23 protein-coding genes are annotated in these 25,022 nt (G+C 69.3%); 17 read left to right on the top strand and 6 right to left on the bottom strand.

Annotated elements, in window-relative coordinates; genetic code table 11:
• Positions 1-193: 193 nt before the first annotated feature.
• From ACF8O7_RS07785 to ssuD, 13 genes are all read left to right on the top strand, one after another.
• Entirely contained in the window at positions 194-1,009 is an 816-nt protein-coding gene (locus ACF8O7_RS07785) for a MetQ/NlpA family ABC transporter substrate-binding protein (RefSeq protein ID WP_016449091.1), read from the top strand.
• Positions 1,010-1,056: 47 nt separating this feature from the next.
• On the top strand, positions 1,057-1,863 hold the full coding sequence (locus ACF8O7_RS07780; RefSeq protein WP_016454128.1) for a MetQ/NlpA family ABC transporter substrate-binding protein: 807 nt from the start codon (positions 1,057-1,059) through the stop codon (positions 1,861-1,863).
• Positions 1,864-1,886: 23 nt separating this feature from the next.
• On the top strand, positions 1,887-3,080 hold the full coding sequence (locus ACF8O7_RS07775) for a methionine ABC transporter ATP-binding protein (RefSeq protein ID WP_392442987.1): 1,194 nt from the start codon (positions 1,887-1,889) through the stop codon (positions 3,078-3,080).
• Positions 3,052-3,714, top strand: coding sequence for a methionine ABC transporter permease (locus ACF8O7_RS07770; protein ID WP_012203707.1), 663 nt, complete (start codon positions 3,052-3,054; stop codon positions 3,712-3,714). Before ACF8O7_RS07775 ends, ACF8O7_RS07770 begins: the two co-directional genes overlap by 29 nt.
• An 83-nt stretch (positions 3,715-3,797) precedes the next feature.
• A complete protein-coding gene (locus ACF8O7_RS07765) occupies positions 3,798-5,090 on the top strand; it encodes an SfnB family sulfur acquisition oxidoreductase (protein WP_392442985.1) in 1,293 nt (430 codons plus the stop codon).
• Positions 5,091-5,095: 5 nt separating this feature from the next.
• Positions 5,096-6,373: an SfnB family sulfur acquisition oxidoreductase gene (locus ACF8O7_RS07760; RefSeq protein WP_392442983.1), complete on the top strand. Its 1,278-nt coding sequence runs from the start codon at positions 5,096-5,098 to the stop codon at positions 6,371-6,373.
• A gap of 25 nt (positions 6,374-6,398) precedes the next feature.
• On the top strand, positions 6,399-7,223 hold the full coding sequence (locus tag ACF8O7_RS07755) for a MetQ/NlpA family ABC transporter substrate-binding protein (protein ID WP_392442980.1): 825 nt from the start codon (positions 6,399-6,401) through the stop codon (positions 7,221-7,223).
• Between the two features lie 25 nt (positions 7,224-7,248).
• A complete protein-coding gene (locus ACF8O7_RS07750; RefSeq protein ID WP_392442978.1) occupies positions 7,249-8,613 on the top strand; it encodes an LLM class flavin-dependent oxidoreductase in 1,365 nt (454 codons plus the stop codon).
• A 125-nt stretch (positions 8,614-8,738) separates the two neighbouring features.
• Complete coding sequence (locus ACF8O7_RS07745) at positions 8,739-10,040, top strand: acyl-CoA dehydrogenase family protein (RefSeq protein ID WP_392442975.1); 1,302 nt, start codon at positions 8,739-8,741, stop codon at positions 10,038-10,040.
• Positions 10,041-10,311: 271 nt separating this feature from the next.
• Complete coding sequence (gene msuE / locus ACF8O7_RS07740; protein ID WP_392442973.1) at positions 10,312-10,941, top strand: FMN reductase; 630 nt, start codon at positions 10,312-10,314, stop codon at positions 10,939-10,941.
• Positions 10,938-12,119 (top strand): acyl-CoA dehydrogenase family protein, encoded by a 1,182-nt coding sequence (locus ACF8O7_RS07735; protein WP_043791122.1) that lies wholly within the window; start codon positions 10,938-10,940, stop codon positions 12,117-12,119. The genes msuE and ACF8O7_RS07735 overlap by 4 nt, the downstream gene beginning before the upstream one ends.
• Before the next feature lie 9 nt (positions 12,120-12,128).
• On the top strand, positions 12,129-13,289 hold the full coding sequence (locus ACF8O7_RS07730) for a sigma-54-dependent Fis family transcriptional regulator (RefSeq protein ID WP_047217980.1): 1,161 nt from the start codon (positions 12,129-12,131) through the stop codon (positions 13,287-13,289).
• Entirely contained in the window at positions 13,286-14,440 is a 1,155-nt protein-coding gene (gene ssuD, locus ACF8O7_RS07725; protein ID WP_046988041.1) for an FMNH2-dependent alkanesulfonate monooxygenase, read from the top strand. Before ACF8O7_RS07730 ends, ssuD begins: the two co-directional genes overlap by 4 nt.
• Before the next feature lie 23 nt (positions 14,441-14,463).
• Here the strand turns inward: ssuD and ACF8O7_RS07720 are convergent, their stop codons facing one another.
• The 4 genes from ACF8O7_RS07720 to ACF8O7_RS07705 form a co-directional block, all read right to left on the bottom strand.
• Positions 14,464-15,801: an MmgE/PrpD family protein gene (locus ACF8O7_RS07720; protein WP_349335493.1), complete on the bottom strand. Its 1,338-nt coding sequence runs from the start codon at positions 15,799-15,801 to the stop codon at positions 14,464-14,466.
• Positions 15,802-15,872: 71 nt separating this feature from the next.
• Positions 15,873-17,975, bottom strand: a complete 2,103-nt coding sequence (locus ACF8O7_RS07715) for an acetate--CoA ligase family protein (RefSeq protein ID WP_392442970.1) — start codon at positions 17,973-17,975, stop codon at positions 15,873-15,875.
• A gap of 4 nt (positions 17,976-17,979) precedes the next feature.
• The gene (locus tag ACF8O7_RS07710; RefSeq protein ID WP_392442967.1) at positions 17,980-18,771 is read right to left on the bottom strand and encodes an enoyl-CoA hydratase/isomerase family protein; all 792 of its coding nucleotides are present in this window, start codon (positions 18,769-18,771) and stop codon (positions 17,980-17,982) included.
• 33 nt (positions 18,772-18,804) lie between these two features.
• Positions 18,805-19,782, bottom strand: coding sequence for a tripartite tricarboxylate transporter substrate binding protein (locus tag ACF8O7_RS07705; protein WP_016453777.1), 978 nt, complete (start codon positions 19,780-19,782; stop codon positions 18,805-18,807).
• A gap of 274 nt (positions 19,783-20,056) precedes the next feature.
• Between ACF8O7_RS07705 and ACF8O7_RS07700 the strand changes: the two genes are divergently transcribed.
• From ACF8O7_RS07700 to ACF8O7_RS07690, 3 genes are all read left to right on the top strand, one after another.
• Positions 20,057-20,845: an IclR family transcriptional regulator gene (locus ACF8O7_RS07700; RefSeq protein WP_074923052.1), complete on the top strand. Its 789-nt coding sequence runs from the start codon at positions 20,057-20,059 to the stop codon at positions 20,843-20,845.
• 115 nt (positions 20,846-20,960) lie between these two features.
• Complete coding sequence (locus ACF8O7_RS07695) at positions 20,961-21,803, top strand: alpha/beta fold hydrolase (protein ID WP_189354077.1); 843 nt, start codon at positions 20,961-20,963, stop codon at positions 21,801-21,803.
• Between the two features lie 73 nt (positions 21,804-21,876).
• Complete coding sequence (locus ACF8O7_RS07690) at positions 21,877-22,869, top strand: Bug family tripartite tricarboxylate transporter substrate binding protein (RefSeq protein ID WP_392442964.1); 993 nt, start codon at positions 21,877-21,879, stop codon at positions 22,867-22,869.
• 29 nt (positions 22,870-22,898) lie between these two features.
• On the opposite strand, the gene ACF8O7_RS07685 is transcribed toward ACF8O7_RS07690, so the two are convergent.
• Entirely contained in the window at positions 22,899-23,798 is a 900-nt protein-coding gene (locus ACF8O7_RS07685; protein WP_016450162.1) for a LysR family transcriptional regulator, read from the bottom strand.
• Between the two features lie 118 nt (positions 23,799-23,916).
• On the opposite strand from ACF8O7_RS07685, the gene ACF8O7_RS07680 reads away from it, so the two are divergent.
• A complete protein-coding gene (locus ACF8O7_RS07680) occupies positions 23,917-24,714 on the top strand; it encodes an SDR family NAD(P)-dependent oxidoreductase (RefSeq protein WP_016450161.1) in 798 nt (265 codons plus the stop codon).
• A 95-nt stretch (positions 24,715-24,809) separates the two neighbouring features.
• Here the strand turns inward: ACF8O7_RS07680 and ACF8O7_RS07675 are convergent.
• Positions 24,810-25,022 (bottom strand): helix-turn-helix domain-containing protein (locus tag ACF8O7_RS07675; RefSeq protein WP_392442960.1); only part of this gene is annotated, 213 nt, incomplete at its 5' end.

The following is a 25,022-nucleotide window of genomic DNA, read 5'->3' as shown; positions in this document are numbered from 1 at the left end:
ATAAGCTCAATCTTGCCTGTGCAAAATTTCCTTTGCGATCAATGCCTTGCGCCACGCATGGCTCGCTATAAGGAAATGTGAATTCCGTCGTGGTGCGCGCCGGGGCCGGGTGTTGCAATGCCTTCAGAGGCCATGCCGGCAGGCGCCATGTGGGCGCCGGCGCCGGGCCTGGCCGAGCTGGAGGAACCACGCCTTGCCCACGCGCAGAAACACATTGCTCTGGTCGCTCGCCGCCACGCTGGCGCTGCCCGGCCTTGCGGCGGCCGCCGCGCTGAAGATAGGCGTCACGCCCGGCTCGCTGGCCGACTCCGTGGAGGTCGCCGCCAAGGAGGCGCGCGCCCAGGGGCTGGACGTGCAGGTCATCGAGTTCACCGACTGGACCACGCCCAACACGGCGCTGGCGGCCGGCGACATCGACCTCAACTACTTCCAGCACCAGGCCTTCCTGGACAACGCCATCCGCGAGCGCGGCTATGCCTTCACCAGCGTGGCCACGGGCCTGCTGCCCAACATCGGCCTGTACTCGCTCAAGACCCAGCGCTTTGCCGACCTGAAGGAGGGAGCGCGCGTCGGCGTGGCCAACGACCCCGTCAACCAGGGGCGCGGCCTGCTGCTGCTGGAGAAGGCCGGCCTGATCCAGCTGCGCGAAGGCAAGGGCCCGCGCGCGGGGCTGGACGACATCGTGTCCAACCCGCGCAGGCTGCGCTTTGTCGAGATCGAGGGGCCGCAGCTGGTGCGCGCGCTGGACGATGTGGACCTGGCCCAGGGCTACCCGGCCCACTTCGTCAACGCCGGGCGGCCGCAGGTGGCCGGCAATGCGCTGCTGTATTCGGGCATTGACGACCTGTACTACGCCATCCGCTTCGTCTCGCGCCAGGACAACGCCCGGGACCCGCGCATTGCGCAGTTCGTGCGCATCTACCAGACCTCGGGCGCCGTGCAGGCGCAGATCCACAAGTCATTCGCCGCCAACGACAGGCTGTACAGCCTGCCGTGGCGCAAGCCGTGACGCGGCCCCTTCCTGCCTTTTTCGAACCTTTTTTTCCGGAGATCCCGATGAAGCTTTCCCGTGCCCTGATCGCCCCGCTGGCCGCCCTGGCCCTGTTCTCCGCCCACGCTGCCGACAAGCTGCGCATCGGCGTGGTGCCCGGCGCCTACGCCGACTCGGTGGCCGTGGCCGCCAGGGAGGCCAAGGCCCAGGGCATCGATGTGCAGGTGGTGGAGTTCACCGACTGGACCACGCCCAACGTGGCCGTGGACTCGGGCGACCTGGACATCAACTACTTCCAGCACCAGCCCTTCCTGGACAACGCCATCCAGAAGAACGGCTACAAGCTGGCCAGCGCGGGCACGGGCATCCTGGCCAACGTGGGCCTGTACTCGCTCAAGCACAAGGCCATCGCCCAGGTGCCGCAGGGCGGCAAGGTGGGCATTGCCAACGACCCCGTGAACCAGGGGCGCGGCCTGCTCTTGCTGCAGAAGGTGGGGCTGGTCAAGCTCAAGCCCGGCGTGGGCTACCTGGGCAGCCTGAATGACATCGTCGAGAACCCCAAGAAGCTCAGCTTCGTCGAGGTCGAGGGGCCGCAGCTGGTGCGCATCACGGGCGATGTGGACATCGCCCAGGGCTACCCGCACTTCATCGTGGCGGCCAAGGCCTTCGATCCGTCCAGCGGGCTTGCGTATTCGGGCATCGAGGATGCGCGCTTTTCCATCCAGTTCGTGGTCAAGGCCAACCGCACGCAGGACCCCGTGGTGCAGAAGTTCATCCGCATCTACCAGAACTCCGATGCGGTGAAGGCCGAGGCCCAGCGCGCCTTCTCCAACGACAAGCGCCTGTACAACCTGGCCTGGGTCAAGCCCTGAGCGGCACGGGGAGGACTTCAGCCATGTCAACCAGCATTGCAGCCAGGCAGCCCCTGGCGGACAGGCCGGCCCACGAGGCGGACAGGCCGGCCCATGAGGCGGGCAGGCGCTCATCGGCAGCGGCCGGCAGCACGCGGGAATTCATCCGCGGACCCGGCGCCGTGGCCTTCAGCGGCGTGGGCAAGACCTACCAGTCTTCGGCAGGACCCGTACAGGCGCTGGACGCGATCAGCCTGGAGATCGCGCCGGGCAGCATCTTCGGCATCATCGGGCGCAGCGGCGCGGGCAAGTCCAGCCTGCTGCGCACCATCAACCGGCTGGAGCAGCCCAGCAGCGGCCAGGTGCGGGTCGACGGCGTGGACATCGGCACGCTGGACGAATCGCAGCTGGTGCAGCTGCGCCGGCGCATCGGCATGATCTTCCAGCACTTCAACCTGCTGTCGGCCAAGACGGTGCATGACAACGTGGCCCTGCCCCTGCAGGTGGCGGGCCTTCCGCGCGCACGCATCAATGCGCGGGTCAATGAGCTGCTGGCCCTGGTGGGCCTGCAGGAGAAGGCAGACACCTATCCGAGCCGGCTGTCGGGCGGGCAAAAGCAGCGCGTGGGTATTGCCCGCGCCCTGGCCACCGACCCCGAGATCCTGCTGTGCGACGAGGCCACCTCGGCCCTGGACCCCGAGACCACGCAGTCCATCCTGGAGCTGCTGCGCACCATCAACCGCAAGCTGGGCATCACCATCGTCCTGATCACGCATGAGATGAGCGTGATCCGCGAGATCGCCGACCGCGTGCTGGTGCTGGAGCAGGGCCGCATCGCCGAGCTGGGCGAAGTCTGGAAGGTCTTCGGCAACCCGCAGCACCCGGCCACGCGCGCCCTGCTGGCACCGCTGCAGCATGGCCTGCCCGACGACCTGCGCCAGCGCCTGCTGCCCGACGCGCCCGCAGGCCGCCACGAACGCATCCTGCAGCTGACCTACCGCGGCGAGGACGGGCTGGAGCCCGACTTCCCGCGCATCGCCCAGGCCCTGGGCGGCCGGGTGCGCCTGCTGCATGGCGGCGTGGACCGCATCCAGGGCCATGCTCAGGGGCAGCTGCTGATCGCGCTGGGCGGCGGCACGGCCGCGCATGACTGGCACACATTGACGCAGGGCCCGGCGGCCATTGCGCATGACATCAAGGATCTCGGATATGTCGCTGAATCTGTCCATTCCCATTGAGCGCTACGGCAACGCGCTGGCCGACACGCTGATGATGGTCGGCGTCTCGGGCGGCATCGCGCTGGCGGCCGGCATTCCGCTGGCGGTGCTGCTCATCGTCACCGCGCCCGGCGGCTTCCTGGCCTCGCCGCGCACGCACCGCGCGCTGGGCAGCGTGATCAACGGCTTCCGTGCCACGCCCTTCATCGTGCTGCTGGTGGCGCTGATCCCGTTCACGCGGCTGGTGACGGGCACCACCATCGGCGTGTGGGCGGCCATCGTGCCGCTGGCCATCAGCGCCACGCCGTTCTTCGCGCGCATCGTCGAGGTCAGCCTGCGCGAGGTCGATCCCGGCCTCATCGAAGCCGCCCAGGCCATGGGCTGCCGCAAGTGGGACATCGTGCGCCACGTCTACCTGCCCGAGGCCCTGCCCGGCATCGTGGGCGGCTTCACCATCACCCTGGTGGCGCTGATCAGCTCCTCGGCCATGGCCGGCGCCGTGGGCGCGGGCGGCCTGGGCGACCTGGCCATCCGCTACGGCTACCAGCGCTTCGACACCCAGGTGATGCTGCTGGTGATTGCCGTGCTGATCGCGCTGGTCACCGTGGTCCAGGTGCTGGGCGACCGCTACGTGCGCCGGCTGCGCAGCCGCTGACGCTGAAAACAGGCACCACGCCTTTCCCTCCGGGGCCGCCGCCTGGCGGCCCTCTCCCCACCGACTCAGCAACGAGGCACGGAATGACCACACCGGATGCCCTGGGCGCAGCCTTGCCCGGCAACACACACCACACCCCGGGCGGGGCGCTGCGGCGCCTGCCCCTGCCGCCCTCCACTCCGCACCGCATCGCCAGCGAGGCCGAGGCCCTGCAGGCCGCCCAGGCCCTGGCCGATGAATGGCGCGTGGACGCAGCCGCCCGCGACCATGAGCGGCGCCTGCCCTGGCAGGAAATCGAGCGCTACACGGCCAGCGGGCTGGGCGCCATCACCGTGCCCCGCGCCTACGGCGGCCTGGGCGCTTCCTACGAGACGCTGGCCCAGGTCTTCGTCACGCTGTGCGCGGCCGACCCTTCGCTGGGCCAGATTCCGCAGAACCATTTCGCCGTGCTGCAGAACCTGCGGGACATGGGCAGCGAGCCCCAGAAGCGCCGCTGGTTCGCCGACGTGCTGGCCGGCCACCGCCTGGGCAATGCCGGGCCGGAGCGCAAGGGGCGCGCCGCGCATGTGCTGGAGGCCACGGCGCGCCTGTCGCGCGATGCGGCAGGCGGCCTGCGCGTCAGCGGCACGCGCTTTTACTCCACGGGCTCGGCCTTCGCGCACTGGGTGCCCTTCCGTGCCCAGGACGAGGAGGGCCGCATCGTGCAGGTCTGGGTGCGGCGCGATGCGCCGGGCGTGACCGTGTTCGACGACTGGGATTCCTTCGGCCAGCGCACCACGGCCAGCGGCAGCGTGCAGCTGGACCAGGTGCAGGTACAGCCCGAGGACGTGGTGCCTGCCTGGCAGTTCGAGGCCACGCCCTCGCTGTCCGGCCCGGTGTCGCAGCTGATCCAGGCCTCCATCGACGCGGGCATTGCCCAGGGCGCGCTGCGCGACGCGGTGGACTTCGTGCGCGACAAGAGCCGGCCCTGGATGGACTCCGGCGTGGCGCGTGCCAGCGACGATCCCCACCTCATCCACGAGGTCGGCCAGCTGCAGATCGAGGTGGACGCGGCCCATGCCGTGCTGCTGGAGGCCGCGCGCACGCTGGATACGCTTGCTGCAGCGGCGGGTGGCGCGGTGGACGAGCAGGCCAGCGCCCAGGCCTCGGTGGCCGTGGCCGAGGCCAAGATCCTCACCACCGAGGCCGCGCTGCAGGCCGGCGAGCACCTGTTCGCGCTGGCCGGCTCCTCGGCCAGCCGCGCCGCCCACCACCTGGACCGCCACTGGCGCAACGCCCGCGTGCACACGCTGCACGACCCCGTGCGCTGGAAATACCACCTGCTGGGCAACTACCTGCTCAACGGCGCCCTGCCGCGCCGCCACCAGTGGAACTGACCGCCATGACACAGACATCGACCCAAGAGCTGCAGGCCCTGGCCTCCACGCCGGGCAGCCAGCCCGCTCCCGCAGCGCCTCCGGCCCGGCCCGCCCACATCATCGGCAGCGAGGCCGAGGCGCTGGAAGCGGCCCGCAGTTTTGCCGCCCTCATCTCCCCCGGAGCGCTGGCGCGCGACCGCGACCGCCTGCTGCCCTGGCAGGAGGTGGAGCAGTTCAGCCAGAGCGGCCTGTGGGGCATCACCATTCCCCGGGAGTACGGCGGCGCGGGCGTGTCCACGGCCACGCTGACGCGGGCCATTGCCCTGATTGCGGCGGCCGATGGCAACTTCGGCCACATTCCGCAGAACCACTACTACTCGCTGGAAGTGCTGCGCGTGGGCGGATCACCCGCGCAAAAGGCCTTCTTCTATGACCGTGTGCTGCGCGGCGAGCGCCTGGGCAATGCGCTGGCCGAGATCGGCCACCGCGACTTCCAGCGCCGCACCCGGCTGCTGCGCGACAGCGGCGGCTGGTTCGTGCAGGGGCGCAAGTTCTATTGCACGGGCGCCCTGTTCGCGCACTGGATTCCCACCCTGGTCAGCGCGCAGGAAGAGGCGCCGGGGCAAGGCGAGCGCATGTATCTGGTCTTCATCCCGCGCGATGCGGCCGGCGTCACCGTCACCGACGACTGGGACGGCTTCGGCCAGCGCGTGACGGGCAGCGGCTCCGTGCAGTTCGACCGCGTGCGCGTGGAGCCCGAATGGGTGGTGCCCTTCACCAGCTCCTTCGAGCGGCCCACCACCATCGGCCCCTTTGCCCAGATCATCCATGCCGCCCTGGACGCGGGCATTGGCCACGGCGCGCTGCAGGCCGCCCTGCCCTTCATCCGCGAGCATGCGCGGCCCTGGGTGGACGCGGGCGTGGCCAGCGCCACGCAGGACCCGCTGCTGCTGCAGCAACTGGGCAATGTCCACGTGCGCCTGCGCGCAGCCGATGCCCTGGTGGCCCGCGCGGCCCTGGCCGTGGACGCCGCCCAGCGCGCGCCCACGGACGACAGCGTGGCCGCTGCCTCGGTGGCCGTGGCCCAGGCCAAGGCGCTGAGCACCAGCGCCAGCCTGCTGGCGGGCAGCAAGCTGTTCGAGCTGGCGGGCACGGCCTCCACCCTGGCGGGACAGGGCCTGGACCGCTTCTGGCGCAACGCGCGCACCCACACCCTGCACGACCCCGTGCGCTGGAAATACCACGCCGTGGGCAACTACGTGCTCAACGGCATACGCCCGCCGCGCCATGGCGCGCTCTGACCTTTATCAACGACACAGGAATGCAATGATGACAACGACCTCCCCCACCCTCTGGCCCCGGCTGGCCGCCTTCCTGGGCGCTGCCCTGCTCGCGGGCAGCGCCCTGGCCGCGCCCCTGAAGATCGGCGTGGTGCCGGGCATCTTCGCGGACTCGGTGGAAGCCGCCGCCAAGGAGGCCAAGAAGCAGGGCCTGGACGTGCAGGTGGTGGAATTCACCGACTGGGCCACGCCCAACGTGGCGCTGGACGCGGGCGACATCGACCTCAACTACTACCAGAACAGCAACTACCTGGCCAATGCAGCGCGCAGCAAGGGCTTCAAGTTCACCAGCGTGCAGGGGGGCATCCTGTCCTATCTGGGCCTGTACTCCACGCGCCACAAATCCCTGGCCGACCTGCCCACGGGCGCCAAGGTGGCCATTGCCAGCGACCCCGTCAACGTGGGCCGCGGCCTGCGCCTGCTGCAGCACGCGGGCCTGATCACGCTGCGCCCCGACACCGGGCTGCTGGGCACCCAGGCGGACATCGTCTCCAACCCCAGGAAGCTGCAGTTCGTGGAGATCGAGGGCCCGCAGCTGGCGCGCACCACGCCCGACGTGGACCTGGCCCAGGGCTTTCCGTATTTCATCATCGCCTCCAAGGCCTTCGATGCCAGCAAGGGCCTGGCCTACACCAGCTACGAGGACGACTCCTGGGCCATCCAGTTCGTGGCCCGCAGCGACCGCGCGGCCGACCCGCGCATCGCCCGCTTCCTGGACATCTACAAAAACTCCGACGTGGTGCGCAAGACCATCCACGCCTTCTACCTGAACGACCAGAAGCTCTACCGCCTGGCCTGGTTGAAGAACTGACGCAACGGACTGCAGGATCCGCCCCATGACGCAAGCCAAGCGCCACATCCACGTCAACGCCTTCAACATGAACTGCGTGGGCCACATACACCACGGCCTGTGGACCCATCCGCGCGACCGCTCCACCGAGTACGGCACGCTGGCCTACTGGACCCACATCGCCAGGGTGCTGGAGGAAGGCCTGTTCGACGGCATCTTCATCGCCGACGTGGTCGGCTACTACGACGTCTACCAGGGCGGCGTGGACCTGACCCTGCGCGAAGGCATACAGTTGCCCGTCAACAACCCCTGGCTGCTGGTCTCGGCCATGGCGGCGGTGACGCGGCACATCGGCTTCGGCCTCACGGCCACCGTGGGCGCGCACCAGCCCTATACCTTCGCGCGCGACGTGACCACGCTGGACCAGCTGACCAATGGCCGCATCGGCTGGAACATCGTCACCGGCTATGTGGACAGCGGCGCGCGCGGCCTGGGCCAGAACGGCCTGGCCGAGCACGACAGCCGCTACGACCGCGCCGACGACTTCCTGGAGCTTTCCTACAAGCTCTGGGAAGGCAGCTGGGAAGAGGGTGCCGTGATCGCCGACAAGGCGCGGCGCATCCACGCCCTGCCCGGCAAGGTGCACCCGGTGGTGCACGAGGGGCCGTTCTACCGCGCCAACGCCATCCACATGAGCGCGCCTTCGCCCCAGCGCACGCCCGTGCTGTTCCAGGCCGGCACCTCGCCGCGCGGGCTGCGCTTTGCGGGCCGGCACGCCGAGGGCATCTTCATCGGCGCACGCACGCCCGAGGCCGCGCGCGAGGCCTCGCGCCAGCTGCGCCAGGCCGCCGTGGACGCGGGCCGGCGCCCCGAGGACATCAAGATCTACGCCGGCGTGGCCGTGGTGCCCGGCCGCACCGAGGCCGAGGCCCGCGAGAAATACGCCGACTACCTGTCCCACGCCAGCGCGGAAAGCGGGCTGGCCCACTTTGCCGCCAGCACCGGCGTGGACTTTGCGCAGTACGGGCTGGACGACCCCATCTCCTTCGGCAACACCAACGCCATCCAGTCGGCGGCCCAGGCCGCGCAGAAGCAGGGCTGGACCACGCGGCGCAAGCTGCTGGAGCAGTTCACGCTGGGCAGCCGCTACGCCACCATCGTGGGTGACCCGTCCCAGGTGGCCGACGAGCTGGAGCGCTGGATCGACGTGGGCGAGATCGACGGCTTCAACCTGACGCGCATCGTCGCGCCCGAGACCTGGGAAGACTTCGCCCGTCTGGTCGTGCCCGAGCTGCAGAACCGGGGCCGCTACCGCACCAGCTACGGCGACGACGCCACGCTGCGCCAGCGCCTGTTCGGCCAGGGCGACCGCCTGCCCGCCAGCCACGCCGCCGCGCGCTGGCGGCGTTGAAGGCGTTGAAGGCGTTGAAGGCGCTGGCAGCGTTGCAGGCCTTCGCCCCCCTCTCCCCACCGGCCCGTGGCCCGGCTCTGCCTTGCAGGCAGGCCGGGTTGGCGGGCCTTTGAATTTGCAAAGCCATGACCACCACCCTCCCCTGCGCCACCGAGCCTGCGGCCTACGCGGCGCCCGGCCCAATAACAGACGGCCCGGCCGATCCAGACGCGCCCTCGCTGCCATCCCTGCAGGCGCGCTTTCGCCCCGTGTTCGACCGCATCGCCCAGGGTGCGGCCGAGCGCGAACGCACGCGCAGCCTGGCCCATGAACCCATCGCCTGGCTGCGTGACAGCGGCTTCACCGCGCTGCGCGTGCCGCGCCGCCTTGGCGGAGCCGGCGCCAGCGTGGAGCAGCTGTTCGCGCTGTGGACCGAGCTGGCCGAGGCCGACTCCAACGTCGCCCAGATCCTGCGCCCGCACTTCGGCTTTCTGGACCGCGTGCTCATCGACCGCGATGCCGCCACCCAGGCCCGCTGGCTGCCGCTGGCCGCGCGCGGCGCCGTGTTCGGCAATGCCACCACCGAGGTGGGCGCAGGCACCCTGGGCACGCTGCAGACCACCCTGGTGCCCGATGCCCAACCCGGCTGGTGGCGGCTGGACGGGCGCAAGTTCTACAGCACGGGCACGCTGTATGCCGACTGGGTGACCGTGGTGGCGCGCGCGGTGGAGCCGGGCAAGGAAGACCAGACCGTGCACGCCGTCGTGCCCACCTCGGAGGCCGGCGTGCAGCGCTTCGATGACTGGCGCGGCTTTGGCCAGCGCCTGACCGGCTCGGGCACCACCGTGCTCAGCCAGGTGCGCGTGCCCGACGACGCCGTGATCCGCTTCCCGTGCGCCCAGCCCACGCCCCTGGTGGCCTATTTCCAGCAGGCCCACCTGGCCACCCTGGCCGGCATTGCCCGGGCCTTGCAGCGCGATGCCATCGCCTATGTGCAGGCGCGCCGCCGCGTGTTCAGCCACGGCAGCGCCACCCTGCCCAAGGACGATCCGCTGGTGCAGCACATCGTCGGCCAGCTGGCCGGCACGGCCTACATCGCGGGCCTGGCCGTGGCCGACGTGGCCGCCGAACTGGGCCGCATCGCGCGCGAGCGCGAGGCCGGGCGCGAGGTGCCGCTGCAGCAGCTGCATGCCCTGGAGCTGCGCACGGCCCAGGCCCAGGTGGCCGTGGTCGATCCCGTGCTGCAGGCGGCCGCGCGGCTGTTCGAGGTGGGCGGCTCCAGCGCCCTGTCCGAAGACCTGGCACTGGACCGCCACTGGCGCAATGCGCGCACCCTGGCCTCGCACAACCCCGTGCTGTACAAGGCCCGCTCGGCGGGCGACATCCTGCTCAACGGCGCCGACCCCATCTATTACTGGCACGTGGGCGTGGCGGGAGTGGCGGGCTGAAATCCCTTGCGCGGCCGCGCTGCGCAGGGACGGGCGCAGCGGCCGTGCGCATATCGCCAGAACGCATTAGCACATGCCATGCGCCACAAAATCCCTTTCAGAAACAAGCACTTGCCAAGGCACCCAAACCGATAAGCAAATGCGTTAAGTTTCTTTCGCCATACCGGCGTTCGGCCCTGTAATGAAGGCATCCATCCCACCTCATCCGGGCTGGCAGTCTTCGCAAACCGCATGCCGCGCTGCCTCCTGGAACCCACGCCAAGGAGTTTCCATGAGCCGATCGCTGAAGACTGTCATCGTCAATGGCAGCCTGAGCCGCCCCTCCCGCACCCGTGTCCTGCTGGACGCCCTGCATGCCCGCCTGGGCCAGGAGCTGCCGCTGCAGGCACAGGTCATCGACCTGCTGGACCTGCAGCCCCACCTGGGCGCGGCCCTGTCCAAGAACGACCTGCCGCCGGCCACACTGCAGGCCATCGAAGCCATCGAGCAGGCCGACTTCCTCATCGTCGGCGCCCCGGTCTTCCGCGCCAGCCTGCCGGGCCTGCTCAAGCACCTGTTCGACCTCATCGACCTGGACGCGCTGCAGGGCACGCCCGTGCTGCTGGCCGCCACCGGCGGCAGCCCGCGCCACGCCCTCATCCTGGACCACCAGCTGCGCCCGCTGTTCGGCTTTTTCTCGGCCCTCACCCTGCCCATTGGCGTGTACTCGACGCCCGAGGACATCCAGGACGGCCAGGTCCACAGCGAATCGCTGCGCCAGCGCATCGAGCTGACCGTGCAGCTGTCGGCCCCGGTGCTGCGCGGTGCGCTGCAGCAGCTGGTGCAGGCCCAGGCCCAGGCCGAGGTACAGCAGCCCGTTCCCGAAGCCGCCGACCTGGCCCTGGCCGGGCAGCCCGCGTGAGCCAGTCAGAGGCCGTCCCTGCGGACCCGATAGCCACTGCGCAGGATCTGGCGCAGCGCCTTGCCGCCACGGCGGCCCTGCGCGATGCCGCAGGCGGCACGCCCAAGGCCGAGCGCGATGCGCTGCGCGCCAGCGGCCTGCTGGCACTGAGCATTCCGCGCGCGCTGGGCGGCCTGGGCGCGGACTGGGTGCAGACGCTGGAGACGGTGCGCATCCTGGCCACGGCAGACGGCTCGCTGGCCCATGTCTACGGCTTCCAGCACCTGCACCTGGCCACCGTGCAGTTGTTCGGCCAGCCCGCCCAGTGGCGGCCCTGGCTGCTGCAGACGGCGCGCCACCGCTGGTTCTGGGGCAATACGCTGAACCCTCTGGACCGCCGCACCACGGCCACGCGCCAGCCCGGCCACTGGGAGTTTTCGGGCAAGAAAAGCTTCACCTCGGGCGCGCTGGACTCGCAGATGCTGGTGGCCTCGGCCATCGATGCCGACAGCGGCCAGCTGCTGATCGGCGTGGTGCCCACGGAGCGCACGGGCATCACCTTGCTGCGCGACTGGGACAACATGGGCCAGCGCCAGACCGACAGCGGCTCGGCCCTGTTCGAGCGCGTGCGCGTGGAGGCGGCCGAGCTGCTGCTCGACCCCGGCCCCCTGTCCACGCCCCATGCCGCGCTGCGCCCGCTGCTGGCCCAGCTCATCCTGGCCCATCTGTTCCTGGGCATTGCCCAGGGCGCGCTGGAGCAGGCGCGCGGCTACACGCTGAACGAGGCGCGGCCCTGGTTCAAGTCCCCTGCCGATGCGGCCGGCGCAGACCCCCACATCCAGGCGCTGTATGGCGAGCTGTGGGCCGCGCTGGAAGGCGCGCGCCTGCTGACCCTGCAGGCCGCGCAGCGCTTTGACGCCGCCTGGCGCCGTGGCCCGGCGCTGACCGCCCACGAGCGCGGCGAAGTCGCCGTGGCCGTGACGGCCGCCAAGATTGCCACCACGCGCTCGGGGCTGGACCTGTCCAGCCGCATCTTCGAGGCCACGGGCGCGCGCGCCACGCACGCGGCGCTGCGCTTTGACCGCTTCTGGCGCAACCTGCGCACGCAGACGCTGCACGACCCGCTGCACTACAAGCTGCAGGAGCTGGGCGACTGGGTGCTCAACGGAACCCATCCGCAGCCCAGCTTCTATTCGTGACGCCGCGCCATGAACACCCGTCTGCCCACCTGGCCGCCCGGCAAGTCCTCGGCAACACCTGCGCCCGTACCTGCGCCCGCGCCCGCAGCCTCTGCCGCGCACGATGACGGCGCCGCGCCCGCGCCGTGGATACTGCAAGACCCGGCCTCGCAGGCCCTGCTCAAGACCATGGGACAGGTGGCCGCCAGCGAGGCCGGAGTCCTCATCCTGGGCGACAGCGGCGCCGACAAGGAAATGGTGGCCCGCCACATCCACCGCCTGAGCCCGCGCCGCCACGGCCCCTTTGTCGCCGTCAACTGCGGCGCGCTGTCCGAGGCCCTGATCAACGCCGAGCTCTTCGGCCACGAAAGCGGTGCGCTGACGGGTGCCTTCGGCAACCTGCCCGGCCGCTTCGAGGACGCCCACGGCGGCACCCTGCTGCTGGACGAGATCGACGACCTGCCCCTGCACATCCAGAGCAAGCTGGTGCGCGTGCTGCAGGACAAGGCGGTCACCCGCATCGGCGCCAGCCAGCGCACGCCAGCCGATGTGCGCGTGCTCGCGGCCAGCAGCGTGCCGCTGCATACCAAGGTGGCAGCGCGGCGCTTTCGCGAAGACCTGTACTACCTGCTCGATGTCGTCACCCTCACCGTGCTGCCGCTGCGCCAGCGCCCGGCCGACATCCTGCCGCTGGCGCGCCACTTCATCGCGAGCTACTGCCAGCGCATGCGCTACGCGCCCATGGCACTGAGCCAGGACGCGCAGCGCAAGCTGCTGGAGCACGACTGGCCCGGCAACAGCCGCGAGCTGGAGAACGTCATCCACCGCAGCCTGCTGCTGACCCAGGGCATGCACATCGGCGCGGGCGACCTGCACATCGCCAGCAGCCAGGGCGAGCCCGATCCCGTCCCCACACGCGAGGCCGAACACGGCGCCCAGGCCGCCGCCGCCGAACTGGCCCTGGGCGAAGCGCTGGACAGCCTGTGCGACGTGCATGCCGAAGGCCTGGAGCAGCACGTGCTGGGCGCTCTGCTGCTCAAGGCCTGGCAGCGCAACCGCGGCAACCAGGTGCAGACCGCGCGCCAGCTGGGCATCAGCCGCAGCGTGGTGCGCGCGCGGCTGCAGCGCCTGGGCCAGGTGCCGGGCGAGGCCGCGCCACCGTCTTTTCCATCGTCCCCGGAGATCCCATGAGCCAAGACCCCCACGCATCGCCAGACATCTTCTGGTTCCTGCCCACCTCGGGCGACACGCGCTACCTCGGCACCTCCGACTTCGGCCGCGCCCCCACCAACGCCTACATGCGCCAGATCGCCGTCACGGCCGAGGAGCTGGGCTACGACGGCCTGCTGATCCCCACCGGCAGCTCCTGCCTGGACCCCTGGGTGGTCGCCTCCAGCCTGGTGCCCGTCACGCAGCGCATCAAGCTGCTGGTGGCCCTGCGCACCTCGCTGGGCGCGCCCGTCTCCAGCGCGCGCCAGGCCGCCACGCTGGACCAGGCCCTGGGCGGGCGCCTGCTGCTCAACGTGGTGCCCGGGGGCGATGCCACCGAGCTGGAGGCCGACGGCATCTTCCTGGCCCACGACGAACGCTATGCCTACGCCGATGAATTCCTGACCATCTGGCGCCGCCTGCTCGCCGGCGAGGCTGTGGACTTCGACGGCAAATACTTCAAGGTCAAGCAGGGCCGCAACTTCTTTCCCCCGGTGCAAAAGCCGCATCCGCCGCTGTACTTCGGCGGCTCCTCGGACGCCGCCCACGACCTGGCCTCGCGCCAGGTGGACGCCTACCTCACCTGGGGCGAGCCCCCCGCCGCCGTGGCCGAAAAGTTCGCCGACATCCGCCGCCGCGCCGCGCAGCAGGGCCGCCAGGTCCGCCTGGGCGTGCGGCTGCACGTCATCGTGCGCGAGACCAACGAGGAGGCCTGGGCCGATGCCGAGCGCCTGATCAGCAAGCTCACCGACGAGGACATCGCCCGCGCCCAGGCCGGCTATGCGCGCATGGACTCCGTGGGCCAGTCGCGCATGGCCGCGCTGCACGGCGGGCGGCGCGACCGGCTGGAGGTGGCGCCCAACCTCTGGGCCGGCGTGGGCCTGGTGCGCGGCGGCGCGGGCACGGCCCTGGTCGGCGACGCGGCCACCGTGGCCGAGCGCCTGCGCGAGTACGCCGCGCTGGGTGCGGACAGCTTCGTGCTCTCGGGCTACCCGCACCTGGAGGAGTCCATCCGCTTTGCCGAGCTGGTCTTCCCCCTGCTCGGCAAGCGGGCCGTCACCACCAGCGACCAGGCCCAGACCGGCGGCGCCTTCGACATCCGCAGCATCCAGCGCCGGCAGTCTGCATCGTGAGCCGCCCCCGGGCTTGCGCCTTGTCAGACCGCAAGACCCCGCAGGCAGCTCGCCCGCTCAAGCCCCCAGATGTTTGACAGCAGCTGCCGGGCACGTCCCGCGCCGGCGACGGGAGCGGCAAGCTCCATGAACTTGTCCTCCAGCTCCCCATCCGACAACGGCAGTTCGGGATCGCCCTTGCGATCGGGCTGCAACCAGACATGGCGGCGTCCATCCCTGGCAACGATTTCCAGGCGCGCCGATCTCTTTCCCGGGAAGGCCCTATCGATTTGCGGGTCCACCGAGACCTGGACGCGCTCGAGCATCGCGCGCACGGCGGGATCGGCCAGGCGCTCGGGGGTGTAAGCGGACATTCGCACGCTGCCATGGACCAAGGCCGTCGCCACCACGAACCGGAGACTGAAGCGCGCTTCGTTTTCGGTCACGGGATCGGTGTAGCAGGCGATATCCAGGGCCGGGCCATAGGTGGCCACGGCCACGCTGCAGATGTCGTCCGCCCGCAGGGCATGCTGGCTGCGCAGAGCCAGCGCGGCGTCGATGGCCGCAAAGGTATGGCCGCAGCCGACATGGTTCTTGAAGGTGAGCCGGGTGATGTGGAAGTCCCTGCCCAGCGTGTCCCCGATGCCTGACCAGTCCGGTCCGTCGCTGACAGCGCGGCCCAGGCCCGACTCCCCCTCCAGCACATCCAGCGATCCCGTCACCCCCCTGTGCGCGAGTTGCGCAGCCAGCAGGCCGGCCTCCGCTGCGCGCCCGGCATGCAGGGGCTTGGACATCGAATCCATGCGGAATGCCTGCTGCAGACCCGCAGAGAAGGTGGCCGCCGTGGCCAGTGCATGGGCGAATGGCCCTGCATCCAGCCGCAGCGCATACCCTGCGGCCGCCGCTGCCCCGAAGACGCCCACGGTGCCGGTGTTGTGCCAGAAGCGGTAGTGGGCCCGGCCCAGGGTCACGCCGATGCGGGTGGAGACCTCATAGCCCAGCACCACGGCACGCAGGAATTCCAGGCCACTGGCCCCTGCCTGCTGGCTTGCCGCCAGCGCCGCCGCAATGGTTGCGGCCCCGGGGTGGTACATGGCATCGCGGAAGCTGTCGTCCACCTCGGCGGCATGGGCCGCCGAACCGTTGAACAGTGCCGCCGCCCGCGCCGTGGCCATGCGGCCGTTTCCAAGCCGGCAGGACCCGCGGTCCAGGTCCTCGGCAAGCACCTGCTCCAACTGTGCAAGAGGGGCCGCGCCAAGCCCCGGGAACAAAGCGGCATACCAGTCGATCACGGCACGCTTGGCATGGTGGATGACGGTTTCGGGAAGCTCGGTACGGTGGTATTGAGCGGCAAACTGCCCGAACACTTCGGTCGCATGCATGCGTGGTCTCCTTGGATTGGCCCTCAATGAGGCCGTCTTTTTTTGGAAGAAATGTGCAGTACCTGGCGCTCTCAGGCCAGAACCAGCACACCATCGGCAGCGCACACGCCCTGGCCCTGCGGCAGCACGAACACCGGGTTGATCTCCGCTTCGATCAGGCGGTCGCCCAGCCGGGCGGCCATCGCAGAGAACGCGACGATGGCATGGGCCAGCGCATCGGCATCGGCCCTGGGCCGGCCGCGAAAGCCGTCCAGCAGCGGCCAGGTCTTGAGCTCCCTGGCCATCTCCAGGGCGTCAGACAGGCTCAGCACCCCCAGCTGAGAGCCGTCGTCCGGCAGCAACCGCAGCGTGGTGTCCTGGAACAGCTCGGCCGTCACGCCTCCCATGCCCAGCATCACGGCGGTACCCAGCGCATCCTTGTGCAGGCCCAGGATCAGCTCGGTGCCACCGGCCACCATCTGCTGCACCAGGAACCGGTCCGGGCGCACGCCCGCCCTGGCCTGCACGTCGGCCACCATCGCACCCAACCGGGCACCTATGGTTTGCGCAGTCAGGCCGACGGCGACACCGCCGACATCGCTCTTGTGCGTGATCCGGGACGAAAGGATCTTGAGCACCACCCGGCCGCCCAGTTCGCGCGCGGCGGCTTCGGCCTCTTCGGCGGTGCGCACCACACGCTCGGCCGCGCACGGCACGCCGAAACGGCGGAAAACGGCCTTGGCCTGCGCTTCATCGAGGCAGCCGACGGGCAGGTCCAGTTCCTGCTGGGTGTCCTTGCCGACGACCAGCTCGGAAGGCGCACCCTGGAAGCCGTTGACTCGCAGCATGCCCGCCAGCGCGGCCGTGCAGCTTTCCGCCGCAGCGAAGGCCGGCACGCCGCGTTGCGTGAGCAGCGCGCCGATTTCCGGCGCATGCGGGCTGACGTAGGCCAGCACCGGCTTGTCGGAGTGGGGCAGGCAGTCCTGGATGGCGCCGGCCAGCAGCTCGGGCATGGCCAGGCTGGAGGAGCCGACGATGATCACCAGCGCGTCGTAGCTGGGGCTTGCCAGCAAGGCATTGATGGCGCCGCGCAGCAGGTCGGGACGCAGGCCCGCCAGGGTCACGTCGATGGGGTTGCGGTCCAGCACGGCCTCGCTGCCGGTCTGCAGCGCGCGCAGCGCATCGGCCGTCGCCTCGTCCGGCGCAGGCGTGTCGAAGCCGGCCACGCCCAGATCGTCCGACACCAGGGTGCCCGCACCGCCGGTGGAAGTCAGGATGGCGATGCGCCTGCCGCGCAGCCTGCGGCCCGTGGCCAGCGCAGCGGGCACGTCCAGCAGGTCGGCAAAGCTGTGCGCACGGATCACGCCGACCTGGCGGAACAGCGCGTCGTACATGCGATCGGCTCCGGCCATGGCGCCCGTGTGCGATACGGCGGCCTTGGCGCCGGCCTCGGAGCGGCCGATCTTGAAGGCCACCACGGGCTTGCCGGCACGCGCGGCCTTCAGGCAGGCGGCACGGAACCTGGCGGGATGGCGCACCGTCTCCACATACAGCGCGATCACCTTGGTGGCCGGGTCATCGGCCAGGTGATCGATGAAGTCGGCCAGTTCCAGATCCACTTCATTGCTGGTGGAAATGAGCTTGGACAGCCCGATGCCACGCGCGGCCGCGCGCGACAGCAGCGAGCCCAGGATGCCGCCGCTTTGCGAGACGACGCCGATGCCTCCGACGGGGAACTCGTCCATCTCCAGCGCGCCCGAGGGCGACAGCACGATCCGGTCGGTCAGGTTGACCAGGCCGATGGTGTTGGGCCCCAGCAGGCGCATGCTGCCGGCCGCCTCGATCAGCTGCCGCTGGCGGTGCGCCCCGTCCTCGCCCGTTTCCGTATAGCCGCTGGCCAGCACGATGGCTGCCGCGCAGCCCAGCGCCGACAGTTCCCTGACGGCCTGGTGCGCACGCTCGGCGCCCAGCAGCACCACGGCCACATCGGGCACTTCAGGCAACGAGGCCACATCGGGATAGCAAGGCAAATCGCCGATGCGCTCCACGCGCGGATTGACGGGAAGAATGCGGCCGGCAAACCCGTGCTTTTGCAGGTAGGCCACCGGGCGGCCCGTGGTCTTTTTCAGGTCGGCAGAGGCGCCTATGACGGCGACGCTGCGCGGCGACAGCAGCTTGGCAATGGCTTGGCTCATGGCATCACTCCTTGCCGGCCGTCTTGGCCAGGAAGGCCTCCACCGATGCGCGGTGTTCACTGCTGGTGTAGCAGATGCCCTGGGCCTGGCTTCCCTGTGCGAAGACATCGTGCGAAGACAGCTCGAAGCTCTGGTTCAGGATGGTCTTGGTCAATGCCAGCGCGGTGGAAGAAGCCGAGGACAGCTCGCGCGCCCAGGCCTGGGCGTCTGCCACCAAGGTCTCGGCGCTGGCCTGGCGGTCCACGATGCCCAGGGCCAGGGCTTCCGGCAGCTTGACCTGGCGGCCGGTGAAGATCAGCTCCTTGGCCTTGGCCAGGCCCACGCGGCGCGGCAGGAAGTACATGCCGCCGCCGTCGGGGATGATGCCGCGCAGCACATAGCTCCAGGCGAAGCTGGCCCACTCGCTGGCAATGACGAAATCACAGGCCAGCGCCGTGTCCGCGCCCAGGCCCGACGCTGCGCCGTTGACGGCGGCGATCACGGGCTTGGGCATGGTGTGCAACAGGGCCTGGACGTGGTGCACGCGCTGCTGGCGCTGCCAGCCGTTGAAGCCCACCTCGCCCGCAGGCGCGTTCATGCGCCTTTGCATTCCGGCAATGTCCCCGCCGGCGCAAAAGCCCTTGCCCACGCCTGTCAGCACCAGGGCCTTGATGGCCTTGTCTGCCGCCACGCGCTCCAGGGCATCGATGAACTCGGTGCGCATGTCATCGCTCATGGCGTTGCGCTTGTCAGGGCGGTTCAGGGTCACGGTCGCCACCGCATCGGCGACATTCAGTTGGATCAGTTCGTAGTTCATGGCGTGCTCTCAAGGTGATCGCGGGCAATGCGATCAATCGGGATGGATGTTGTTTTGCCTGACGATCTGGGCCCAGCGCTTTTCCTCGGCCTGCACATAGGTGTCCAGTTCCGCCGCCGGCCCGGCATTGACCACCAGGCCTTCGTGTTCCAGCTTGCGAACAAAGTCCGGCGAACGGGCCGCCTTGCGGGCCGCAGTGTTCAGGCGCTCGATCACGGCAGCGGGCGTGGCGGCCGGCACGTACAGGCCGTACCAGCTCTCGACGCGGTAGCCCGGGACGGTGACGGCGATGGGCGGCGCATCCTTGAAGGCCGCAGACGGCTCGGCCGTGGTCACACCCAGCACGCGCAGCTTGCCGTTGTCGATGAAGGTGGATACCGCCGCCGCGGTGGCAAACATCATGTCCACCTGGCCACCCATCAGATCGGTGAGTGCCGGGCCTGCGCCACGGTAGGGCACATGGGTGATCCTGACCTTGGCCAGGTTGGCAAACAGCTCACCCGCCAGATGCGCCGACGTTCCTGCGCCCTGCGAGGCATAGGTCAGCTTGTCGGGACTGGCCTTGGCGGCGGCCATCACGTCCGCCACCGTCTTGTACGGGCTGGCGGCGGGCACCACCAGCACGTTGGGGCCGCGGCCGATCAGGATCACCGGCGCGAAGGCCTTGTTGCTCCCGTACGGCAGCTTGGCCTGCAGCGCCGGATTGACGGCGTGCGCGAAGGAAGCCACGACCACGGAGTAGCCGTCCGGCGCGCTCTTGGCAACGTTGTCGGTGCCGATGATCGTGCCGGCACCGGGCTTGTTGTCCACGATGACGGGCTGGCCCAGGTCCTTGGCCATCTCGGCCCCCAGCGTGCGTGCGATCAGGTCGGTTCCGCCACCGGGCGCGAAGGGCACGACGAGGCGCACGGGCTTTTCCGGGAAGGCTGCAAAGACTGCGTTGCAGGCAGTCGCGAGCACGGCAATGAGCGCAATGGCCCTGGCGCAACGGCGGGCGGCGAAACGAAGCATGGTGTGTCTCCTGGTTCTATGGGCAGAGGTCCGTTCCATGCGCAAGCGTTGCGATGACGCTGGCGACGGATTGGTGAAAGCTTAGGGAAACGCACCGCAGTTGTGATCCCCCATGTTCCAACCAGTGAAACCGCACAGCGAGCGCGCCAGGACTTGCGTTTTCATCTGCCATCCTTTCGGTGGAATACTCCACGCCATCAGGCGCCCGCGCCTGTGCAGCAAGAACCAGGCTTTCAACCGAGGATGAACCGGTCCTCCCGCAGGCGGCAGCAACATGACCCACAGGCGATCCCCCATACTCCATGACAAGCCCGGTCAGTCCCCGAGCAACCGCTCCCTGGAAAGAGGCATCGAAATACTCCGTGCGTTCAGGCCCGGGTCGGAACTGCTGGGCAACGGCGACCTGGTGGAACGCACCGGACTGTCCAAGGCCACCGTGAGCCGGCTGACGCAGACCCTGGTGGGCTGCGGCATACTGCAGGCCGATCACCAAAGCCGCGCCTTTCGCCTGGCTCCCGCTGTCCTGAGCCTGGCGCACGCCATGCGTACCGGATCGACAGTGCTGTCGATGGCGGCCCCCCTGATGCGCACCCTCGCCGAGACACGCAGGATCAACGTGGGCCTGGCCTGTCCCGACAGGGACGAGATGGTCTATCTGGAATCGATCCGCTACAACCGCCGGATTGTGCTCAGGCATGTGGTGTCGGGTCAGCGCGTGCCCATGGAGCTGACGTCGCTGGGCCGTGCCTACCTTGCCGTGGCGCCGCCTGCCAGGCGCAAGGCACTGTTCGACAGCTTCAGGCTCAAGAGAGGCGCCCAATGGCGCGACCTGGAAAAACAGATCCAGGCGGCCATCAGGTCCGTGAAAAGCCAAGGCTTCTGCGCTGCATCGTGGCAGCCGGAAGTGGTTGCACTGGCCACGCCGCTGGTGACACCCGATGCCATCTATGTCCTGAACTGCAGCGTGTCCACGACGGAGCCTGTGCCAGCCATCGTGCAGGAGCTGCACCCGGCGTTGCTGCAGCTGGGCCGCCAGATTCAGAGCCTGCTGGAGAAACGGTGAGGTTTGCCCGCCGTTCCGCGCACCTGCGGGCGGCCCGCTTTGCATAGGGAAAAAACATAGCTGATATAGGCTGCATTGCCTTATCGCAATGGCGCCCGAAACCCAGACTGGCGGCATGACAAACACCCATCTGGAGACAACCGGCGTCACTCGCCGGCTCGTGCGCTACCGCCCGCAGGCTGCGAAGGACGAGATTCAAATCGAGTATGCGGACCAGGGCGCAGGGCCGGTCGTCTGCATGCTGCCATCGCTGGCCCGTTCCGGCCGGGACTACGACGTCGTTGCCCGCCATCTGCAGGCGCAAGGGCTGCGGGTACTGCGCCCCGAGCCTCGGGGCATAGGCCAAAGCCGTGGCCCCATGCAGGGGCTGACGCTGCATGACTTCGCAGCCGACGTCGCGGCCGTCATCGACCACGAAGCCACCGGCCCTGTCGTGGTCGTGGGTCATGCCTGGGGCAGCCAGCCGGCGCGCATGCTGGCGGCCGACAGGCCGGACCTGGTGCGCGGCGTCGTCATGGCCGCCGCCTCGGCAGGCAAGCTGCCGCCGGGATCGGACGAAATGCCGTATGGCCGCCTGCGGGACGCAATCGACGGCGCGGGCGATGCACGGCTGTCCAGGGAGCAGCGCCTGGACTGCCTGCGCCGCGCCTTCTTTGCCCCGGGACATGACCCCAGCGCCTGGCTGGACGGGTGGAACGCCCAGGCCCATGAAGCGCAAGGCCATGCACGGCGCGTCACGCCCGTCGATGACTACTTCAGCGCAGGAACGACCGTTCCCATACTGGACCTTCGGGCCGAACATGACGCGGTCGTGATCCCCCATGTGATGAAGTCCTGCCTGGGCGAGCGGGTGACGGAACAGGTGATTGCCGACGCGGGCCACGCCCTGGCGCCCGAGCAGCCCCTTGCCATGGCAGACGCCATTGCGGCATTCACGCGCCGCGTGTACGCCGCCTAGGCCAGCCCTTGCCCGCAAGACACCCGGCCCCTTCGGGGATGCGCCGGACAGAAACAGTGCTCAGGAGACAACGATGACCATCCACACGCCCGCAGCCGCCATCAGGAAAACCTGGAAGATCGCCATGACCTGTGCTGCCTGGGCCACCTGCACCCTGGTGTGCGCGCAAGACTATCCGGGCAAGCCGATCCGCATGGTGATTCCGTACACGCCGGGTGGCTCGATCGACACCGTGGGCCGCCTGGTGGCCGACCAACTGCAAAGGCAGCTGGGCCAGGCCATCGTGATCGAGAACGTTCCGGGGGCTTCCGGCCTGTTGGGAACCCTGCAGGTCAAGAAGGCCAAGCCTGACGGATACACGCTCATCTTCAATGCCTCCAGCCACGCCTACCTGCCGCTGGTCAGTTCCAAGAAAACCTATGACGCCGAGCGTGACTTCACGCCCGTGGGGCAAATCGGGTACGTGCCGCTGATCGTGGCGGTCACCAACGAGTTGCCCGTCAGGACCGTGGCAGAGTTCGTGCAACTGGCCAGGGCCCATCCAGGCAAGTACACCTGGGCGACTTCCGGCCTGGGTACCACCAGCCACCTGAGCGAAGAGATGCTGAACCGGGCCCTTGGCCTGCAGATGGACATCGTCGCCTACAAGGGTGCCGTTCCCCAATTGACGGACGTGATCGGCGGCCATGTCTCCGCGGCCATCTCGCCCATGCCGGGTGTCATGCCCTTCGTGCAGGCCGGCCGTCTGCGGCCCCTTGCTGTCACCAGCAAGACCCGCGTCCCGTCGCTGCCCGATGTGCCGACGCTGGCGGAGGGCACCATTGCCGGGTTCGAGCTCCTGTCCTGGTACGGAATCTGGGGCCCGGCCGGCCTGCCCGCAGACATCACCCACAGGTTGAACACCGAAATTTCAAAGGCCGTGGAGGCGCCGTCGCTGAAATCCAGGTTCGCCGAACTGTCCTTTGTCCCCGCGAAGTCCAGTCCTGCGCAGTTCCGGAAATTGATCGCTGACGACCTGAACAAGATCGGCAAGGCCGTCAGGGAAGCGGGCATCCGCATCGACTGACCTGCCGCTTCCGATCCGGGAGGCATGCCCTACACGGCGCGGGCGCCCTTGCGAAAGTCAAGCTCGCGCAGCAACTTGGCGGTTTCCGCGATCAGCCGGTTCGCGGGACGCGCCCTGGGCATGGCCAGCACGAGCTGGTTGCGTATGGCCGGCGGGCCGATGGGCGCAGACTGTATGCCAGTGCGGGCACCGGCCAGATTCAACGCACTGTCCGGAAGAATGGAGCAAGCCAGTCCCTCCTCCACCACGGACAGCGCCGTGTGCACGGCCCCCACCTCGGCCACCACGTTCAGCCGGATCTTGCGCGGCAGCAGGACGGCGTCCACGAGGCTGCGTATCGGGTTATGGGTGCCCGGCAGCACCAGCGGAAAGTCCGCCAGGGCCGAAAGGCCGATGCGCGACGGCAACCGGTAGCCCTTGGGAGCCACCAGCAGCATGGACTCGCGCATCAGGGGTTCGTAGGACAGCAGGGGCGTCGGAGCAGGGTCGAACATCAGACCCAGGTCGATGCGGCCCGCAATCATTCCCTCACGCAAGGACAGGCTCAGCCCCTCCACCACCGAAAGCAGTGCATGCGGCAGCCGGCGCCGGAACTCCCGTATCAGCGGCACGGCCAGGCTTGCCGCCACCCGGTGGGGCAGGCCCACGACCACGCTGCCGACGGGCTCGGCATGCATTTCCTTGAGATCGGACAGCGCCTGGCTGGCCGAGTTGAGCATCGTGCGTGCATGCGACAGCAGTGTCTCCCCGGCCGCGGTTGCTGCCACGCCGCGCCCTGTCCTGTCCAGCAGCCGCTGCCCCAGCTCCTCTTCCAGCAGTGCGATCTGGCGGCTCACGCTCGGCTGCGCCAAATTCAGCGCCACGGCCGCGCGGCTGATGCTGCCGTGCTCCACCACGGCGACGAAGTACTCCAGTTGGCGCAGATCCATAGGTATTCAACATAGCTGGTATAGGCGCCATCCAGTTTAACTTTGCCGGCATCGATCGCAAACTGGCCTGCATCGCCGCTTGCCACAGCGGCTCCACCGTGTCACATGAGGAAAGCCAATGAGCAGGTTCAAGTCCAAGATAGCCATCGTTACGGGGGCCGGATGCGTGGCAGCAGGCTGGGGCAACGGCAGGGCCATGGCCGTGCGCCTGGCGGAGGAAGGCGCGAAGGTGCTGGCGGTGGACCGTGACCAGGCGCGGCTTGACGAAACGCTGTCCCTGGCCGGCGAGGCGGCAGCGTCCATCACGACCTGCATCTGCGATGTCACCGACTCGTCCAGCGTCAAGGCCATGGTCCAGACCTGCCTGCAGGCCTGGGGCGTCCCGGACATCCTGATCAACAACGTGGGCGGCTCCGCAGCCGGCGGCCCCATTCAGCTGAGCGAGCAGGACTGGGACAGCCAGATCGACATCAACCTCAAGAGCGTCTTTCTGACCTGCAAGCATGTGCTCCCGCACATGGTCGAACGCGGCAGCGGCGCCATCGTCAACGTGGCGTCCACCTCGGGCCTGCGCTGGACCGGCAGCGCGCAGGTCGCCTATGCGGCCAGCAAGGCCGGCGTGATCCACCTGTCCCGCGTGGTGGCCGTGCAGCATGCGCCTGACGGCATTCGCGTGAACACGGTGGTGCCGGGCCAGCTGCACACCCCCATGGTGCAAGCGCGGCTGGCCAGGCAGCGCACAGGCGGCGATGTGGAGACGCTGCTGGCCTCGCGGGTCAGGCGCATCCCGCTGGGCTTCATGGGCGATGGCCGCGATACCGCCAGTGCCGCCCTGTACCTGGCCAGCGACGAGGCCCGCTTCGTGACGGGAACCGAGCTTGTCGTGGACGGCGGCATGACCGCCCGCTGCGACTGAAATTGCACTGCGACTGACATGGCGCTGCGACCGACGGGCCGATCGCCGCGGCCAGCCGCCATGGACATCGCATGGGCCCTGGGGCGAAGGCCGTGCTATGTCCCGCGCCAATGGGCATGCCGCACGCCCAGCTGCAGCTGCTGGATTCGCCGGTGGATGGTGGAGCGGCTGACGCCGAGCTGGCGCGCCGCCTCGGAGACATTGCCCTGGCATTGCGCAAGCAGCTGTTCCAGCGCCTGTGCGGCGGGCTCGCCGGCATTGCCAGCCAAGGCGGTGCGCGCTGGTGCGCGGTGCAGCACATCGTGCAG

This window comes from Delftia sp. WSY_16 (assembly GCF_043104415.1).
In the GTDB taxonomy this organism is placed as follows: Bacteria; Pseudomonadota; Gammaproteobacteria; order Burkholderiales; family Burkholderiaceae_C; genus Comamonas; species Comamonas tsuruhatensis.
Note: the sequence above shows the minus strand (reverse complement) of the source record. Positions and strands in the feature narration are given on the sequence as shown.

Bases quoted from the DNA above. Each gene is read 5' to 3' on its own strand.
- ACF8O7_RS07780 (WP_016454128.1), top strand. From the start codon at position 1,057: ATGAAGCTTTCCCGTGCCCTGATCGCCCCGCTGGCCGCCCTGGCCCTG.
- ACF8O7_RS07775 (WP_392442987.1), top strand. From the start codon at position 1,887: ATGTCAACCAGCATTGCAGCCAGGCAGCCCCTGGCGGACAGGCCGGCC.
- ACF8O7_RS07770 (WP_012203707.1), top strand. From the start codon at position 3,052: ATGTCGCTGAATCTGTCCATTCCCATTGAGCGCTACGGCAACGCGCTG.
- ACF8O7_RS07765 (WP_392442985.1), top strand. From the start codon at position 3,798: ATGACCACACCGGATGCCCTGGGCGCAGCCTTGCCCGGCAACACACAC.
- ACF8O7_RS07760 (WP_392442983.1), top strand. From the start codon at position 5,096: ATGACACAGACATCGACCCAAGAGCTGCAGGCCCTGGCCTCCACGCCG.
- ACF8O7_RS07755 (WP_392442980.1), top strand. From the start codon at position 6,399: ATGATGACAACGACCTCCCCCACCCTCTGGCCCCGGCTGGCCGCCTTC.
- ACF8O7_RS07750 (WP_392442978.1), top strand. From the start codon at position 7,249: ATGACGCAAGCCAAGCGCCACATCCACGTCAACGCCTTCAACATGAAC.
- ACF8O7_RS07745 (WP_392442975.1), top strand. From the start codon at position 8,739: ATGACCACCACCCTCCCCTGCGCCACCGAGCCTGCGGCCTACGCGGCG.
- msuE (WP_392442973.1), top strand. From the start codon at position 10,312: ATGAGCCGATCGCTGAAGACTGTCATCGTCAATGGCAGCCTGAGCCGC.
- ACF8O7_RS07730 (WP_047217980.1), top strand. From the start codon at position 12,129: ATGAACACCCGTCTGCCCACCTGGCCGCCCGGCAAGTCCTCGGCAACA.
- ssuD (WP_046988041.1), top strand. From the start codon at position 13,286: ATGAGCCAAGACCCCCACGCATCGCCAGACATCTTCTGGTTCCTGCCC.
- ACF8O7_RS07720 (WP_349335493.1), bottom strand. From the start codon at position 15,801: ATGCATGCGACCGAAGTGTTCGGGCAGTTTGCCGCTCAATACCACCGT.
- ACF8O7_RS07715 (WP_392442970.1), bottom strand. From the start codon at position 17,975: ATGAGCCAAGCCATTGCCAAGCTGCTGTCGCCGCGCAGCGTCGCCGTC.
- ACF8O7_RS07710 (WP_392442967.1), bottom strand. From the start codon at position 18,771: ATGAACTACGAACTGATCCAACTGAATGTCGCCGATGCGGTGGCGACC.
- ACF8O7_RS07705 (WP_016453777.1), bottom strand. From the start codon at position 19,782: ATGCTTCGTTTCGCCGCCCGCCGTTGCGCCAGGGCCATTGCGCTCATT.
- ACF8O7_RS07700 (WP_074923052.1), top strand. From the start codon at position 20,057: ATGACCCACAGGCGATCCCCCATACTCCATGACAAGCCCGGTCAGTCC.
- ACF8O7_RS07695 (WP_189354077.1), top strand. From the start codon at position 20,961: ATGACAAACACCCATCTGGAGACAACCGGCGTCACTCGCCGGCTCGTG.
- ACF8O7_RS07690 (WP_392442964.1), top strand. From the start codon at position 21,877: ATGACCATCCACACGCCCGCAGCCGCCATCAGGAAAACCTGGAAGATC.
- ACF8O7_RS07685 (WP_016450162.1), bottom strand. From the start codon at position 23,798: ATGGATCTGCGCCAACTGGAGTACTTCGTCGCCGTGGTGGAGCACGGC.
- ACF8O7_RS07680 (WP_016450161.1), top strand. From the start codon at position 23,917: ATGAGCAGGTTCAAGTCCAAGATAGCCATCGTTACGGGGGCCGGATGC.